13 protein-coding genes are annotated in these 16,758 nt (G+C 72.7%); 7 read left to right on the forward strand and 6 right to left on the reverse strand.

Annotated features, from left to right (window positions below; genetic code table 11):
* The first annotated feature begins 198 nt into the window (after positions 1-198).
* Entirely contained in the window at positions 199-3,336 is a 3,138-nt protein-coding gene (locus tag ACH4U7_RS41145) for a type 2 lanthipeptide synthetase LanM family protein (RefSeq protein ID WP_398532903.1), read from the forward strand.
* Here the strand turns inward: ACH4U7_RS41145 and ACH4U7_RS41150 are convergent.
* A complete protein-coding gene (locus tag ACH4U7_RS41150) occupies positions 3,293-3,631 on the reverse strand; it encodes a GNAT family N-acetyltransferase (protein ID WP_398532904.1) in 339 nt (112 codons plus the stop codon). The two genes, ACH4U7_RS41145 and ACH4U7_RS41150, sit on opposite strands and share 44 nt — an antisense overlap.
* A gap of 206 nt (positions 3,632-3,837) precedes the next feature.
* Here ACH4U7_RS41150 and ACH4U7_RS41155 point away from each other — a divergent pair, with 206 nt between their 5' ends.
* A complete protein-coding gene (locus ACH4U7_RS41155) occupies positions 3,838-4,710 on the forward strand; it encodes a LysR family transcriptional regulator (RefSeq protein WP_398532905.1) in 873 nt (290 codons plus the stop codon).
* 58 nt (positions 4,711-4,768) lie between these two features.
* On the opposite strand, the gene ACH4U7_RS41160 is transcribed toward ACH4U7_RS41155, so the two are convergent.
* A complete protein-coding gene (locus tag ACH4U7_RS41160) occupies positions 4,769-6,031 on the reverse strand; it encodes an MFS transporter (RefSeq protein WP_398532906.1) in 1,263 nt (420 codons plus the stop codon).
* A 351-nt stretch (positions 6,032-6,382) separates the two neighbouring features.
* Between ACH4U7_RS41160 and ACH4U7_RS41165 the strand changes: the two genes are divergently transcribed.
* A complete protein-coding gene (locus ACH4U7_RS41165) occupies positions 6,383-7,477 on the forward strand; it encodes a low temperature requirement protein A (RefSeq protein WP_398532907.1) in 1,095 nt (364 codons plus the stop codon).
* Positions 7,478-7,546: 69 nt separating this feature from the next.
* Here the strand turns inward: ACH4U7_RS41165 and ACH4U7_RS41170 are convergent, their stop codons facing one another.
* Together ACH4U7_RS41170 and ACH4U7_RS41175 are read right to left on the reverse strand one after the other, a co-directional pair.
* On the reverse strand, positions 7,547-8,269 hold the full coding sequence (locus tag ACH4U7_RS41170) for an alpha/beta fold hydrolase (protein ID WP_398532908.1): 723 nt from the start codon (positions 8,267-8,269) through the stop codon (positions 7,547-7,549).
* A 14-nt stretch (positions 8,270-8,283) separates the two neighbouring features.
* A complete protein-coding gene (locus ACH4U7_RS41175) occupies positions 8,284-9,255 on the reverse strand; it encodes an alpha/beta hydrolase (RefSeq protein WP_398532909.1) in 972 nt (323 codons plus the stop codon).
* Positions 9,256-9,531: 276 nt separating this feature from the next.
* Between ACH4U7_RS41175 and ACH4U7_RS41180 the strand changes: the two genes are divergently transcribed.
* From ACH4U7_RS41180 to ACH4U7_RS41195, 4 genes are all read left to right on the forward strand, one after another.
* Positions 9,532-11,412, forward strand: a complete 1,881-nt coding sequence (locus ACH4U7_RS41180) for an amidohydrolase (protein ID WP_398532910.1) — start codon at positions 9,532-9,534, stop codon at positions 11,410-11,412.
* Positions 11,413-11,477: 65 nt separating this feature from the next.
* On the forward strand, positions 11,478-12,140 hold the full coding sequence (locus ACH4U7_RS41185) for a hydrolase (protein ID WP_385622979.1): 663 nt from the start codon (positions 11,478-11,480) through the stop codon (positions 12,138-12,140).
* Between the two features lie 61 nt (positions 12,141-12,201).
* Entirely contained in the window at positions 12,202-12,738 is a 537-nt protein-coding gene (locus ACH4U7_RS41190; RefSeq protein WP_398532911.1) for a DoxX family protein, read from the forward strand.
* A complete protein-coding gene (locus tag ACH4U7_RS41195) occupies positions 12,719-13,456 on the forward strand; it encodes a YoaK family protein (protein WP_398532912.1) in 738 nt (245 codons plus the stop codon). The genes ACH4U7_RS41190 and ACH4U7_RS41195 overlap by 20 nt, the downstream gene beginning before the upstream one ends.
* A gap of 142 nt (positions 13,457-13,598) precedes the next feature.
* On the opposite strand, the gene ACH4U7_RS41200 is transcribed toward ACH4U7_RS41195, so the two are convergent.
* Together ACH4U7_RS41200 and ACH4U7_RS41205 are read right to left on the reverse strand one after the other, a co-directional pair.
* Positions 13,599-14,570: a helix-turn-helix domain-containing protein gene (locus ACH4U7_RS41200; protein ID WP_398532913.1), complete on the reverse strand. Its 972-nt coding sequence runs from the start codon at positions 14,568-14,570 to the stop codon at positions 13,599-13,601.
* 176 nt (positions 14,571-14,746) lie between these two features.
* Positions 14,747-16,681, reverse strand: coding sequence for an AfsR/SARP family transcriptional regulator (locus tag ACH4U7_RS41205; RefSeq protein WP_398532914.1), 1,935 nt, complete (start codon positions 16,679-16,681; stop codon positions 14,747-14,749).
* Between the last annotated feature and the right edge of the window lie 77 nt (positions 16,682-16,758).

Here is a 16,758-nt window from a genome sequence, read left to right on the forward strand (position 1 = left end):
GACTTCTGGGCCGCGGGATGCTATCTACGGGAACGCGTCACCCCGTCCTCCGCGCCACCCGCCCCCACAGCCACAGCCACAGCCACAGCCACAGCCACAGCCACGGCCACAGCCGCGGCCCGGCTTGCCGGCTGGCGGGCGCTCGCGCCCTTTCGCGGCCCCGACGAGCGCTTCATCGACGGACTCCGCCCGGTCGGGGTGACGGCGCCGGTGCTGCACCGGCTGCTCGGCGAGGAGCCCACGGCGCTCGCCGCCCGGCTGCCCCGCCGCCCGGCGTGGGCGCGGCGGGTGCGCTCCGCCCGCCCGACCCCCGCCCCGCCCGGCACGGAACCGCTGCCGGGGCTGCTGCGTGTCGCCGAACCCCTGGTCCGGCAGGCGCAGGACCGGCTGCGTACGGCCCTGCGCCGCCTCGGCCCGTTTCCCGGGGAGTTGGACGGGCTGTGCGAGGTCCTGTCAGCGAGCGTGCCGGTCGACCGGCTGGCCATGGTGCTCAAGCCCACCATGATCCTGGAGATCAACGTGGCGCGTGTCGAGGGCCGACTCGCGTCCGGAAGGACCGGCGAGGAGCGCTACCGCCTCTTCGTCGACTCGCTCACCAGCCCCCGGGTCCAGCACCGCCTGTGGGCCGAGTACCCGGTGCTGGCCCGGTGCGTGGCCGAACTGCTGGACAGCTGGGTGGCGAGCCGTACGCGCTTCGCCCGGCATCTGCGCGACGACCTCGGCGAGTTGCGCGACGCCCTGCTGTCCGGCGCCCGTCCTGGCGGCGTGGCGGCGGTGCGCTTCGGCCACGGCGACGTCCACCGCCGGGGCAGCTCGGTGTGCCGGGTCGACTTCCACGGCGCGCCATCGGTGTTCTACAAACCGCGGTCGCTCGCCGTGGACGAGCAGTTCGCCCGCGTTCTGCACCGCTTCAACGAGGACAGCCCGTACGCCCTGCGCACCCCGCGCACCCTGACCCGCGCGGACCACGGCTGGGCGGAGTGCGTGACGGCCCGGCCCTGCGCGACGACACGGGACGTGGCCGGCTTCTACTGGCGCACCGGCGCGCTGCTGGCCCTGGTGCACGCGCTGGGCGGCACCGACTTCCACCACGAGAACATCATCGCCGCCGGCGAACACCCGGTCCTGGTCGACCTCGAAGCACTGCTGCACCCCCGCGCCCCCGAGCGCGCGGGAGACGGCGGCGGGGGAGACAGCGGCGGGAAGGAGCAGCCGGAGGAGCCGGCCCTCGTCGCGCTGCGCGAGTCGGTGCGGGCCACCGCGCTGCTGCCCACCAAGGTGGTGCTGGACCGGGCCGCGGCGGGCGCGCCCGCCGCGGACTACAGCGGGCTGAACGGGGCCCGGGACCAGCCGTCCGTCGTGCCGGTGCCCGTCGAGAAGAACCCGGGCACCGACGAGGTGCACATCGTGTGGGAACACGTGACCACCGCCGGCGGGGAGAACCGGCCGCGGCTGCCCGACGGCACCCCCGCCGACCCCGCGGACCACACCCCCGACGTGCTGGCGGGTTTCCGCTTCGGCTACGACTGGATCAGCGCCCGGCGCGCGGAACTCCTGGCCCCCGGCGGCCTGGTGGCCGGCTTCGCCGGTACACCGGTGCGCTTCTTGCCCCGGGCGAGCTACGTCTACGCCAAGGTGCTCGCCGAGAGCACCCACCCGGACTTTCTGCGGGACGCGCTGGAACGGGAGCGCAGCACGGCACGGCTGTGCGCGGGACGGTACGCGGGGGCCGCGGGCGAGGCGGCCGTACGCGCCGAGATGGACGCGGTGCTGCGCGGGGACATCCCGCTGTTCGAGGCGTTGCCCGGGGCGCGGAAGCTGCTGCTCGACGACGGGCGGGCGGTGCCCGGGTTCTTCGCCGAACCGGCGCTCGGCGCGGTGCGCCGCCGTATCGAGGCCATGGGTCCCGAGGACCGGGAGTTCCAGGAGCGGATCATCGCCGGGTCGTTCGTCGGCAGCGTCGATATGAGCCTGCTGGAGGAGCGGCCCGCCACGGTCCCCGGCCCGGCCGGGCCGCGGACCCGCAGCGCCGACACCGAAGAACTCGTCGCCGCCGCCACCGCGATCGGCGACCGGGTACGACACCTCGCCATCGCCCGGGACGGGCGGATCGGCTGGGTCGCACCGCAGCCGGTGGCGCCCGGGGTCTGGGACCTCGCCCCGCTCGGCCAGGACCTCTACTCGGGACTGTCCGGCATCGGCCTCTTCCTCGCCCGGCTGGGCCGGATCAGCGGCCATCGGCGTTTCACGCAGCTGGCGTCGGACGTCGCCGACGAGGTGGTCCGCCGGGTTCACGCACACGCCGCGACAAACACCCCCGGCGGCTGGAGGAGTGGCGAGGACACGGACATCGGCGCGTTCGGTGGCTGGATGGGGCCGCTGTACTTCCTGGCGCACCTCGACCGGCTGCTGGGCGGCACACCGCATCTGGCCGCGGTGCGCGAGCCCGTGCTGTCCGCCGTGGAACGGGCCCTGGGCAGCACCAAGGCGTTCGACGTCGTGGCCGGTTCGGCGGGCTGCGCCCTGGCCCTGCTCACCCTGATCGACGCCGGACACGACCCCGACGGCCGAGCGGCTGCCCTCGCCCGCGCCACCGCCCGCCACCTGGTCACCGGCGCCGTCCCCGGTGCCACCGGGACCGCTCTGACCTGGGAACACCACCAGATCGACAGCACCCGGCCGCTCACCGGCCTCGCCCATGGAACGGCGGGCATCGTGACCGCCCTGGCCAGGCTGCACCCCCTCGCGCCCGACGAGGGCTGCGCCGAGGCGGTGGCCGGCGGGCTGGCGTACGAGACGGAGGTGTACGACGCCGAGGCGGGGAACTGGCCCGACTTCCGCGCCGAGGCCGTGTCACCCTTCCGGTCGCTGTGGTGTCACGGTGCCGCCGGCATCGCCATGTCCCGGCTCGACCTGATCGGCAGGCCCGGGACCGCCGGCCGGGAGGAGGAGCTGGCCGCCCAGGCGATGGCGGCCCTGCGGCTCGGCGACATCAGCGACACCAGCCCTCACCGGCTCATGGGCCGGGGCAGCGACAGCATGTGCCACGGCGACCTCGGCAACCTCGAACTCGTCCTGCTGGCCGAGCGGAGCGGCAGATCGGAGCCCGGTGGGCTGATGCGGCTGCTGGGGCAGAAGCTCGACGCCGCCGCGGAGCGCGGCTGGGTGTGCGGTTCGCCGACCCGCAGCGAGACACCGGGCCTGCTGACGGGCCTCTCGGGGGTGGGACACCAACTGCTGCGCTTCGCCTGCCCCGACCAGGTGCCCTCCGTCCTGCTACTGCACCCGCCGGTCAGCGCAGCGCCGTACGGAGCCACCGCAGGTCGTCCTGGGTGACGGGGTCGGCGATGTCGTCGAACTCGGTGTGCTTCTTCAGGAACTTCGCCACGTAGGGGCAGATGGGCACGGCGCGCAGCCCACTGTCGCGCACATCGGTCAGCGCGTGCTGGACGAGGAACGAGGCGAGGCCCTGCCCGGCGAAGGCATCGTCGATCTCGGTGTGGAAGAAGACGCGCTGCTCGCCGCGGTCGCGGTACTCCGTGAAGCCGGCGAGCTGCCCGTCGACCAGGATCTCGTAGCGGTGCTTGTGGTCCTCTCGGCTGACCACGGGCGCGGCGGCAGGCTCTGTCATCGTGTTCCGTTCGGCGAAGGCGGTACGGGGCTCATGCCCCAGGTCAACCTAACCCGCCAGGCGGTGGCGGTATGCCGACGGGTGCACGGGACCTTGCCCCACAGCGCACTGACGACGGGCGCGGCTGATCCTGGCATGCGATGATCGGTGAGTGCGCTGATCTCGTCAGGAGATGGCCGCAACGGGTCGTCCGTCGGGGAGTGGAGATGGATCTGCGGCAGATGGAGGTCGTCGTCGCGGTCGCCGAGGAAGGCGGGTTCACCGCGGCGGCGCGGCGGCTGCATGTGGTGCAGTCGGCGGTGTCCGGTACGGTCCGCGCGCTGGAGAAGGAGATGGGGACCCGGCTCTTCGACCGCACCACGCACCGGGTCGCCCTCACCCCGGCCGGTGAGGCGTTCGTGCCCGCCGCCCGCGCGGCGCTGCGGGCGGCGGAGCAGGCACGGGCGGCGGTCGACGTGGCGCGGGGCGAGCTGCGGGGGCAGGTCACGGTCGGCACGATGCAGGGCGTCTGGGTCGGGCTGCACCGTGCGCTGGCCCGGCTTCGGGCGGAACACCCACGGGTGGTGGTCCGGCTCCGGCAGGGGCCGGTGGCCGATATCCGGGAGGCGCTGCGCGACGGCTCGGTGGACCTGGCCGTGGTGGCCCTCGACCGTCAGCAGCAGCGGGGGTTGCTGGTCCGGCCGCTGGTGCGCGAGGAGATGGTGCTCGCGGCCTCGCCGGTACGTGGCTTCGCCCAGGACGACCAGGTCACCTTCGCCGAGGTCGCCCGGATGCCGTTCATCGACTTCACGCCCGGCTGGGCGATCCGCTCCGCGGTGGACCGGGCCTTCCGGGCCGCCCTGGTCGAGCGCGTCCCGGCCTTCGAGGTCAACGACATCGTCGCCGCGTCCGAACTGGTCCGGCACGACCTCGGGGTGTGCGTCATACCGGAGTCGATCGCCGCTCGCTTCCCCGACCTGGCGCTGCGCCGATTCGTCCGGAACCCGCCGCGCTGGCACGTCATGGTGGTGCGGCCCCGGGGGGAATCTCCACCGGCGACCGCCGCGCTGCTGCGCCACATCACGCCCGCGGCCGTATGACCCGAGCGCCGACCCCGTCCCCGGGTGTCGGCGCTCGCGTACGGGCCGGTGTGTGCCATCAGTGGGCGGCGCGCCGGGCCCTCCGGTGCTCCGCGGTCCAGTGCTCCGTGGTCCAGTAGAGCAGCGCCAGGACGGGCAGGACGGCCCCGAGCGCGGCGACCGCGGTCCAGCCGCCCGCGCGGTGGACGAGGGAACCGAGCTGCGATCCGAGGGCGCCCCCGGCGAAGAAGATGGCGATGAAGGCGCTGTTGAGGCGGGCGCGGGCGGCCGGGTCCAGCCGGTAGACGGTGTGCTGGCCGAGGATGAGGGTGGTCTGCACCGCCATGTCGAGCAGGATCGCGGCCAGCGCGATCAGGACGACGCTGTGCTGGCCGAAGCCGGCGAGCGCGGAGGCGAGCGCCGCGACGGCGAAGGCGGCACCGGACATCGGCCGCGCCAGCCCGCGGTCGGCCCAGTGTCCGGCCAGCGGTGCCACGGCCGCACCCGCGGCGCCGACCAGGGCGAAGATCCCCACACCGATCGCGGAGTAGTGGAACTCCGGGCCGGTGAGCTGATACGAGACGGTGGTCCAGAAGGCGCTGAACGCACCGAACATCGCGGCCTGGTACAGCCCTCGGCGCAGCAGCGCCGGGTGGGTGCGCACCAGCCGGACGGTGGAGCGGAGCACATGGTGGTACGGGGCGCCGGTGGTCGGGGCGTGCTCGGGCAGGGCCCGGTACAGGGCCACGGCCAGCAGCGCCATCAGGACCGCCGAGCCCAGGTAGACCACCCGCCACCCGGCCACATCGGAGACCAGGCTGCTGAGCGTGCGGGAGAGCAGGATGCCGGTGAGCAGTCCGCTCATCACCCGGCCCACGATCCGGCCCCGGGCGTGGTCGGGGGCCAGGCTCGCGGCGAACGGGACCAGGATCTGGGCCACGACCGAGGTGGCCCCGCTGACCAGGGATGCGAGCAGGAGTACCGGGAAGCTGGCCGCCGTACCGGCGACGAGCAGGGCGACCGTGGTGACCGCCAGCAGGACGGTGACGAGCCGGCGCTTCTCGAACCGGTCGCCGAGCGGGACCAGGAAGAGCATGCCCACCACATAGCCGATCTGGGTGAGCGTGATCAGCCCGCCCGCGGTGGCGGTGTCGATGTGGAAGACCTTGCTCAGCGAGGCCAGCAGGGGCTGGGCGTAGTAGAGGTTGGCGGCCGTCAGGCCGGTGCCGACGGCCAGCAGCGCCACCAGCCACCCCGGAACACCGGAGCCGGCCCGCGCGGGCGCGGCGCGGTGTACGGGGGGAGCGGTCGGGTGGGAGGAAAGGAGCCTGGTGGTGGTCATGGGCTCGGACACCTTCTCGGACGGGGCTTAGCGGTGGTGGAGCGACTGCTTCGGCGCTCGCATGGGTGCAAGCGCTCGGCAGGCGTCGGATGCTTCCCCTGTCACGGCGATGATCGGGGACGACTGTTATCTGTGGCAGAGATGAATAACCGTGGCCGTGTCCTGGCCGTGTCCTGGCCGTGTCCTGGCCCGGGCCGCCTTGGCGGGGTGCGCGGGCGGCGAAGTACTGTACGACCTGGGTCGCCGTCATCGCGGAGGTGCCCGTCGAGCGACTCAGGAACATGATCTATGCGAATCCCACCGTCCACCGGGCCGTCCATGCGGGCTCGTGACCCGCGCGAGAAGCACCGCGTGGCGACATCACTGGAACTGCTCTTCGACCTGTGCTTCGTGGTCGCCGTGAGCCAGGCATCCTTCAGCCTCCACCACGCGGTCACCAGCGGCCACTATGCGTCGGGTGTCCTGCACTACCTGATCGTCTTCTTCAGCGTGTGGTGGGCGTGGATGAACTTCACGTGGTTCGCCTCCGCCTACGACCCGCAGGACACCCCGTACCGGCTGACGGTGTTCGTCCAGATCACCGGATCGCTGATCCTCGCGGCCGGTGTGCGGCGGGCGTTCGAGGGGGACGACCTCAGCGTCATCGTCCTGGGGTACGTCGTGATGCGCACCGCGCTGGCCGCGCTGTGGCTGCGCGCCTCGCGGGCCGACCCCGAAAGGCGGCGGACCACCCTGCGCTTCGCCTGCGGAGTGGTGGCCTGTCAGATCGGCTGGGTCGCGCTGCTGTTCCTGCCGGACGCGGTGCATGCGCCGGGCATCGCGGTGCTGGTGGTGGCGGAGGTGGCCGTACCGGTGTGGGCGCAGTCGGCCGGGATGACCCCCTGGCATCCGCACCACATCGCCGAGCGCTACGAGCTGTTCACGCTGATCGTGCTCGGCGAATCCGTCGCCTCCGCCACGGCCGCGGTCCGCACCGCCTTCGACGAACACCCCACCGGGGCGCTGTACGCGGTGGCGGCGGGCGGGCTGCTCATGGTCTTCGCCATGTGGTGGCTGTACTTCGCCCGCCCCGCGCACACCCTGCTCGCCACCACGCACCAGGCCCCCGGCAGACGATTCCGGTGGGCGTACGGCCACTACCTGATCTTCGGTTCGGCGGCCGCCATCGGGGCGGGGCTGGGGGTGAGCGCCGACCAGGTCACCCACCGCACGGACGTGCCCTCGCAGGTCGCCGGTGCCATGGTGGCCGTTCCGGCGGCCGTCTTCCTGCTCATCGTATGGGCGTTGCATCTGCGGCCCCACCAGCAGTGCGCCGGCGAGTCGGTGCCCTTCCTCGTCGCCGCCGCCCTCGTCCTGCTGACCGTGTTCTCCCCGGTGCCGGCCCTGGCCACGGGGATCGTGCTGGCGCTGCTGGCCGCGGTCGTCACGGTGACCCGGACCTCATAACGGCCGCAAGCCCGGCCGGGGAGTGCCCCGGCCGGGCTTGCGTGCGTATCGAGGCCTGGGCCAGAGGCGTCAGCCCGTCGCGCGGACGGCGTCGAGGATGAGGTCCGCGACGGCCTTCGGCTGGGACACCGCGACGGCGTGCGAGGCCCCTTCGACCTCGACGATGGTCGCCCCCGCCCGCTTCGCCGCGAAGCGCTGCACCTCGGGGTTGATGGCCTGGTCCGCGTCGGCCACCAGCGCCCAGGAGGGCTTGGTCCGCCAGGCGGTGGCCTGGGCCGGCTCGTCGAACGCCGCCGCGGCGAGCGGGCGCTGCGCGACCGCCAGGACCTTGGTGACCTCCTCGGGCACGTCGGCGGCGAACACCGACGGGAAGGACTCGGGCACGATGGTGAGCTCCACCGCGGGCTCGGCGCCCTCGACCGGGAAGGTCGCGGGGCGCAGGTTGTCCGCCAGCGGCGGTGCCGGGAAGCGCCCCTGCAGCTCGCCGAGGCTCTCGCCCTCCTCCAGGACGTACGCGGCGACGAACACCAGCCCGACGACGTTCTCGGTGGCCCCGGCGACGGTGATGATCGCACCGCCGTAGGAGTGGCCGACCAGGATGACGGGGCCGTCGATCTGGGCGGCGACGGAGGCGACGTACGCGGCGTCGGAGGCGAGTCCCCGCAGCGGGTTGGGCGGCGCCACCACGGACACGCCGTGGCTCTGCAGCTCGCGGATGACGCCGGACCAGCTGCCCGCGTCGGCGAATGCGCCGTGGACCAGGAGAACGGTCGGGGTGGTAGGCGAGGTCATATCAGAACTCCTTCTCAGCGCTCGTTGAGCGCGGCGCCCAGCGTGTCCGCGGCCAGCTTGATGGCGGCTTCCGCCGCATGCGTCTCACGCAGGGCGTTGAGCATGACGAAGTCGTGGATGATGCCCTGGAAACGCACGGAGGTGACCGCGACACCGGCCTCGCGGAGCTTGTTGGCGTACGCCTCGCCCTCGTCCCGGAGGACATCCGCCTCGCCGGTGATGACCAGGGCCGGAGGCAGACCGGTGAGCTGCTCCGTGGTGGCGCGGAGCGGGGAGGCGGTGATCTCGGCCCGCTGCGCCTCGTCGGTGGTGTACTGGTCCCAGAACCACTGCATGCCGTCCCGGCGCAGGAAGTATCCGGTGGCGAACTGGTGGTACGAACCGGTGTCGAAGTTCGCGTCGGTGACCGGGTAGAACAGCACCTGCTGGACCAGCGGCACATCGCCGCGCTCCTTGGCCATCAAGGTCAGCGCCGCGGTCATGTTGCCGCCGACCGAGTCCCCGGCGACGGCCAGACGGGTGCCGTCAAGCCCCTTGGACGCGCCCTCCCGGACCACCCACTGGGCGACCGCGTAGTTCTGCTCGATGGCCACCGGGTACCGGGCCTCCGGCGACAGGTCGTACTCGGGGAAGACCACGGCCGCGCCCGCGCCGACGGCGAGTTCACGCACCAGGCGGTCATGGGTGTGGGCATTGCCGAACACCCAACCGGCACCGTGGATGTACAGGATCACCGGCAGTTCCCCGGTGGCCCCCGCCGGCTTGACGATCCGGGCCCGGACACTGCCCGTCGGACCACCGGCCACGGTGATCCACTCCTCGTCCACCTCCGGCTTGTCGATCTCGCCGGACTGCACCTCGTCGACCGCCGCCCGGCCCTCCGCCGGGGGCAGATCGAAGAGGAACGGCGGCTTGGCGGTGGCTTCGGCGAAGGCGGCCGCGGCCGGCTCCAGGACGGGCTGGACCGGCACGATGGCGTCGGACATGTGGGGCTCCCGAGTGGTGCGGGGATACGAATGGGAATGCCGGGAAGAAGGGGTAAATCTCCCGGTTGCTGTGGCCACCTTAGGTCGGCCGGCGGAAGACTCTTGCCCGTCAGCGCACCGGGTCTTTCCCCGCAGCGCCATTCGTGGGACGCGGCGCCGCGCCGTGCGCTGTCGGGCCGGAAACAGTGCGCTGCCGGGCAATACGGGGGCGTCGACGAACCCTAATGTCCTGGGTATTCCCGATGTCGTTATTTGGAGTCTGCCGAGGTGCCTACGATGCCGGTCGGCGGCCTGGTTCCGCACGCCGCCGACGATGCCGCGGACCTGATCGTCCGCAATGCCAAGATCTACACCGGGGACAGCGGGCGCCCGCACGCCGGCGCCCTGGCCATCCGCGACGGCCTCGTCACGGCCGTCGGGGACGACGCGGAGGTCGCGCCCTTCGTCGGCCCGGCCACCACCGTGGTCGACGCGTTCGGCCGACGCGTGATCCCTGGGCTCAACGACGCCCATCTGCATGTGATCCGGGGAGGCCTCAACTATGTCCTCGAACTGCGCTGGGACGGTGTGCCCACGCTGCGTCAGGCCCTGGCGATGCTGCGGGAGCAGGCGGCCCGCACCCCCAAGGGGCAGTGGGTGCGGGTGGTGGGAGGGTGGTCGGCCGAGCAGTTCGCCGAACGGCGGCTGCCCACCCCCGCCGAGCTCAACGCCGCCGCACCGGACACCCCGGTCTTCGTCCTGCATCTGTACCAGTCGGCGATCCTGAACCGGGCGGCGCTGCGCGCCGTCGGCTACACCAAGGACACCCCCGACCCCCGCGGCGGCCAGATCGTACGGGGCAGAAACGGCGAGCCCAACGGGATGCTGGTGGCCGCCCCCAGCGCCCTGATCCTCTACTCCACGCTCGCCAAGGCCCCCACACTGGAGGGGGAGGACAAGAAGACCTCCACCCAGCACTTTCTGCGCGAGCTGAACCGCTTCGGGCTGACCTCCGCGATCGACGCCGCCGGAGGTTTCCAGAACTTCCCCGACAACTACGGCACGGTCACCGAACTGGCCAGGGACGGGCAGCTGACGCTGCGTATCGCCTACCACCTGTTTCCGCAGACCGCCGGCCAGGAGCTCGACGACCTCGCCCGCTGGATCGAGATGGTCCGCCCCGAGGACGGGGACGAGTGGCTGCGGCTGAACGGCGCGGGCGAGAACCTGACCTGGGCCGCCGCCGACTTCGAGAACTTCGCCGAGCCCCGCCCGGAACTGAGCGGCGACTACGAGACCGGGTTCGAGAAGGCGGTACGGCTCCTCATGGGGCACGGCTGGGGTTTCCGGCTGCACGCCACCTATGACGAGACCATCAGGCGCGACCTGGCGGTGTTCGAGAAGCTTGCCGCCGAGGGGCTGTTCCCGGCCGGGAACAGATGGCTGTTCGACCATGCGGAGACCGTGTCCCCGGACAGCCTCGACCGCGTCGCGGCCCTCGGCGGGGCGATGTCCGTACAGAACCGGATGTCGTTCCAGGGCGAGGTGTTCGCGCGCCGGTACGGCCTCGGCGCCGCCGCCGAGGCCCCGCCGGTGCGGGCCATGCTGGCGCGCGGGCTGACCGTCGGCGCCGGCACCGACGCCACCCGGGTGTCCTCCTACAACCCCTGGGTCGCGCTGCACTGGCTGATCTCCGGCCGGACGCTGGGCGGAATGGCCCTGCGGCCGCCGCAGAACCGGGTCGACCGGGAGACCGCTCTGACCATGTACACCCGGGCCGGTGCCGCGCTGACCGGCGAGGAGCACGTCAAGGGCATCCTGCGGGAGGGCTTCTTCGGCGACCTCGCGATCCTGTCCGACGACTACTTCACCGTGCGGGAGGGAGACATCCCGCATATCGAGTCGCTGCTGACCGTCGTCGGCGGCCGGGTCGTCCACGCCGTGGCGGAGTACGAGGGGATGGCGGAGGAGATCCCGGCCGTCAGCCCCGAGTGGAGCCCGGTGGCGCACTTCGGCGGCCACTGGGCCACCGGAGGAGCCGGTGGCTCCGGTGCCCGTCAGGCGGAGCTGCTGGGGGAGGCCGCCGCGGAGTCGGAACTCCACTGGCAGTGGCGCGTCCAGCGGGGGCTTGCCGACGGGGGCCGCCCCGAGCCGTACGACCCCTGCTTCGTCCTCTGACGGTGTCTCACCCCGTTCAACGCACAACTGCCCGGAACTGCCCAGAATCGAGAAGGGAAACCACGATGGTCGACATCAACGAGGTCAGCGCCGTACCGAGCCCCGACCTGCTCACCCCGGACAACGCCGTGGTGCTGTTCGTGGACCACCAGCCGCAGATGTTCTTCGGCACCGGCAGCGGCGACCGCACCGCGATCATCAATGCCACCGTCGGCCTGGCCAAGGCCGCCAAGGTCTTCGATGTGCCGACGGTCCTGACCACCGTGGCCGCCGAGTCCTTCTCCGGCCCGATCCTGCCGCAGCTGGCGGAGGTCTTCCCGGACGCCGAGATCATCGACCGTACCTCGATGAACGCCTGGGAGGACCCGGCGCTCGTCGAGGCGGTGAAGGCCACCGGCCGCACCAAGGTGGTCATCGCCGGGCTGTGGACCGAGGTCTGCCTGGTGCTGCCCGTGCTGTCCATGATCGCCCAGGGCTATGAGGTCTATGTCGTCTCCGACGCCTCGGGCGGTGTCACCCCCCAGGCCCACGAACACGCGCTCCAGCGGATGATCCAGGCCGGCGCGGTGCCGGTGACCTGGGTGCAGGTGCTGCTGGAGCTGCAGCGCGACTGGGCGAGAACGGAGACGTACGGCCCCGTCACTGAGGTCGTGAAGGAGCACGCCGGCGCCTACGGCCTCGGTGTCTTCTACGCACAGTCCATGATCGACCCCCACGCGGCCGGCTGACCCCGACCCCCGACACCGGTCATAAGACCAGGACCAGGAACAGGAACGGGAACCAAACACGATGGACACCGGACTGCTGATCCTCCGGGTGGTGGTGGGCCTGCTCATCGCCGGCCACGGAGTGCAGAAGGTGAGCTTCCGCCTCGGCGGCCACGGTCTGGCAGGGGGAATCGAGGAGTTCCGGCACGACGGCTTTCGCGGTGGCTCCCTCACCGCGCTCGCCGCGGGCGCCGGCCAGATCGGTTCGGGCCTGTTCCTGGCCCTCGGGGCGCTCACGCCGATGGCGGCCATGGTCGCCATCGGCGTGATGACCGTCGCGATCACCGTCAAGTGGCAGCACGGACTGTGGGTGCAGAACGACGGCTACGAGTACCCCCTGGTGCTGGTCGTCGTCTGCGCGGCGCTGTCCTTCACGGGCTCCGGCCGATGGTCCGCCGACCATGCGATGGGTCTGGACTGGCCGGTGTGGCTGTCGTCGGCGACGATCGCGCTCGGCCTGGCCAGCGGCCTGCTCACCCGCCTGGTCCTGCACCGCTCGACCACCGAGGATCCGACCGCCGAGGAGAGGATGACCGCCGATGCGCGCACTGCTGACTGACGCGGCCCGCACCCTGGTACCGCCCCGCGCGGACCGGCACGGCCCGCTGCCACCGCTGATGCTGACCCTGACGCTGGTCACCGGCATCGTCGACGCGGTGAGCTACCTGGGACTCGGGCATGTCTTCGTCGCCAACATGACGGGCAATGTGGTCTTCCTCGGCTTCGCCCTGACCGGCGCCCAGGGGCTCTCGGCCTCGGCGTCCCTCGTCTCGTTGGCCGTGTTCCTGACCGGCGCCCTGGCGGGAGGCCGGCTCGCGACTCGGCTGGTGGCACATCGCGGACGGCTGCTGGCCGTCGCCACGGGTGTTCAGACGGTCCTGTTCGGCGCGGCGGCGGCCACCGCGGCCGCGGCCGACGGCCGGGTCACCACCGGGGTCGAGTACGCCCTGATCGTGCTGCTCGGCCTGGCCATGGGTCTGCAGAACGCCGTGGCCCGGCGGCTCGGCGTCCCCGATATGACCACCACCGTTCTCACCCTCACCCTGACCGGGCTCGCCGCCGACTCCACCCCGGCGGGCGGCACGGCACCCCGGCCGGGCCGGCGGATCCTGTCCGTACTGGCGATGTTCCTCGGGGCCCTGATCGGCGCCCTGCTGGTGCTGCACACCCATCTCGAGGCAGCCCTCGGACTGGCCCTGCTGCTGCTCCTGGTCACCGCGCTGATCACCCACCGCGTCTCGACCGCCGACGCGCACTGGGCTCCGCCGACGAGCTGAGCGGCCCCGGGGAAGTAGGGGTGGGTTCCCGCGTCGTCTGGTGCGGGGGGCACCTCCCAGCGGTAGCTGGGGGAGGCTGATGTCACTGCGGCGGCGTGGGGGGCGTGCCGCTGCTTCCCCCGGGGTCGCTGAGCGCCGCCGGTCAGCTCGCGGCGCCCTGCCATTCGCTGGGGGACATCCCGTACGTGGCCCGGAACACCCGGCTGAAGTGGGTCGGGCTGATGAACCCCCAGCGGCGGGCCACCCCCGCGATGGTCTGGCGCCCCCGGGCCAGGACCAGTTCGCGCTGGCACTCCTCCAGCCGGCGGCCCCGTATCCAGCGCCCGACCGTGGTGCCCTCGTCCCGGAAGAGCTTGTGCAGATAGCGCACCGAGATGTGGTGGGCGCGGGCGATGGCCTCCGGCGAGAGGTCGGGGTCGGAGAGGTGGTGGGTGATGAAGCGCTGGATCTTCAGCAGCATCGCCCGGCGCGCGTCCGCCATATCGGCGGGCGGCGGGGCGTGTTGCTCCATGACCAGGGTGGCCAGGAGATCCAGCGCGTTGCGGGCGACGGTCTCGCCGACCGAGGGGGAGGCGGAGGTCACCATCTCGGCCAGCTCGGACAGGAACGGCGACACCAGGGAGCCGAGCAGCGACGCACTGCGGACGGGGGACGCTGTGACCCGGTGCAGATCGTGTTTGCCGACGCCGAGCAGCTGCCGTGGCAGCAGGAAGATCTTCAGCCGGGCACCGGCGGGCATCTCCAGGAGGTGGGGGAGTTCGGCGTCGTAGAAGAGGATGTCCCCGGGGCGCAGCAGCGTCTTCGGCGCGGCGGGCCCGGCAGGCCCGCCGGACCCACCGCGCCGGGGGGAGCCACCGCCCGCGCCCCGCAGTCCGACGAAGTGATAGTCACCCGGGTCGTATGCGCCCAGACGGGGGCCGCGGCCCGGCGACTGGTCGGACAGGACCGATACGGCCGTCGCCGGATCCGACCGGCCGTCGCCGAGGGACATCCGCGGTGCGGCGTCCACGACGGCGATGTCCAGACCGACGGACCTCCAGTACCGCGCGCCCTCGTACTCGGCGACGGTTCCGAGGGTCTCCTCCTGCGGTTCCGCGGTGCGGCCGATTCTCACTTGCGCCTCCACCGGCACCCGACGAATGGCCCTCGACCCCGGCTTTTATCGCCGGGATGAGGGCCTTGTCCTCTTCGTGAGTGACCGTACAAGCGCAGGAAGTACAAAAAAGTGTCACTTCAGTGACCACCGTTGGCGTCCCCATCCGGAAGGTGAACGCCAGGTGACGTCCGCTGCTACGACTCCTCGCCGAGTCCCGCGGCATAGGAGCGCAGCAGGTCGTGGACGGAGTACCGGCCGGGGCTCAGCTCGGCGACCAGGTGGGCCCGGGTGAGCTCGGCGAGCAGCCGAGCGCTTTCCTGAGCGTCGAGCCCGGCGAGCCCGGCGAGCCCGTCGAGTGCGGCGAGTTCGGCCACCGCGGACGCCGAGAGGTCGGGGCCGGGGTGCCCGGCGAGCAGCCGGAAGAGCCGGGCGGCGCCCGCCGACAGCGCGCGATACGACCAGGAGAAGACCGTGCTGACCTCGGCGGACCCTCGGGCGATGGCGTCCAGCCGGTCGTGGGCATCGCGCAGCTCGGCGGCCAGGGCGGACAGCCGGAAGCCGGGGTGTGCGGCCAGCCGGGCGGCGACGCAGGACAGGGCCAGCGGCAGCCCGGCGCACAGCTCGACGATCTCGGCCGCGGCCTGGGGCTCGGCCGCGACCCGGACGGCTCCGAGCCGGGCGGCCAGCAACTCGCGCCCTTCCTCGGCGTCCAGCCAGCACAGGCTCAGCGGATGAGCGCCGTGGTCGGCGACCAGCCCGGTCAGCGTGTCCCGGCTGGTGACGATCACCAGACAGCCGGGCGCCCCGGGCAGCAGCGGCCGCACCTGCTCGGTGTCCAGGGCGTTGTCCAGCAGAACGAGAAAGCGCCGCCCGGCCAGCAGGCTCCGGTACAGCGCGGTTTGGGCGTCCAGGCCGTGCGGCACGCGGTGCCGCGGCACCCCGAGCGCGCACAGAAAGTCGCGTACGGCCTCCCCGGGGTCGAGGGCCGTGCCGGTGGGGTCGAATCCGCGCAGGTCGACATAGAACTGGCCGTCCGGGAAGCGGTCGGCCACCTGGTGGGCCCAGTGCACGGCCAGCGTGGTCTTGCCGACCCCGGCCATCCCCCCGATCACACTGATCACCGCCGTGTCGAGCGGTCGGCCCGCCTCCGGCAGCAGGGCGGACAGCTTCGCCAACTGGGCGCGCCGGCCGGAGAAGGCCGGCAGGTCCTGGGGCAGTTGGGCGGGCCGCGGTTCGGAGTACCCGACCCCCGGCAGGGGGATGGCTGACAGCGGGCTCGCCGACACCATCCCGCCGTCCGCCGACTCCCCGCCGAGCGCGACCCCGGAGCCCGCGGCAGGGCCCGCGGCGGGGCGCGTCGCCGGACGGGACTCGCGCAGCACCGCCGCATGGGCGTCGGACAGCTCCCGCCCCGGGGCCAGGCCCAGTTCGTCCGCGAGCCGGGCGACGGCGGCGCGCTGCGTCTCCAGCGCCTCGGCCCGCTGGCCGGTGGCCGCCAGGGCGCGCACCAGTCTGGCCAGCAGGGGCTCGTCCAGCGGGTTGGCCAGGGCCGCCTTCCGGAGCTCGTCCAGGACCGGGGCCGTCATCCCGGCGCGCAGCGCCGCGTCCGCCAGCTCCTTCACGGCCGCGAGGCGTTCCCGGTCGAGTACGTCGAGAAGGGCGCGCGCCCGTATCTCGACGGACACATCGGCGCCGGCCGGTCCCTTCCAGAGCGCCAGCGCCTCGGTGAGCAGCGTCACGGCCCGCCCGGGGGACCGGTCGGCGGCCTCGTCGGCCTGCTCGCGCAGCCGGCGGAAGCCGAGGAGGTCCAGCGAGTCCGCGTCGACGGCGATCCGGTAGCCGGCCGCCTCGCGCAGCAGCCAGTGACCGGGCGCCCTCAGGGGCAGCCCGGGCTCCAGGGTGCGGCGCAGGATTCCGATGTGCCGGCGGACGACGTTGACGGCGCTGCCGGGCGGGTCCTCGCCCCACAGAGCGTCCACGATCTCGCTCAGCCCGACGGGCCGCCCCGCCCGCGCGAGCAACAGGCCCAGCAGTACGCGCTGTTGGGGGCGTCCCAGGTCCAGCTCTGCCCCGGCCCGCCAGGCCCGTACGGGCCCCAGCACCGCGAACCGTACAGATTCCCGCGACACCCTCGCTCCTCACATGCCCTCAGTGGGTGGATACGGCGGCAAATGGTACAGGGGCGACAGCGCCTCAGCCGGTGATG

The sequence above is a fragment of the Streptomyces sp. NPDC020845 genome (assembly GCF_044334165.1).
Taxonomy (GTDB): domain Bacteria; phylum Actinomycetota; class Actinomycetes; order Streptomycetales; family Streptomycetaceae; genus Streptomyces.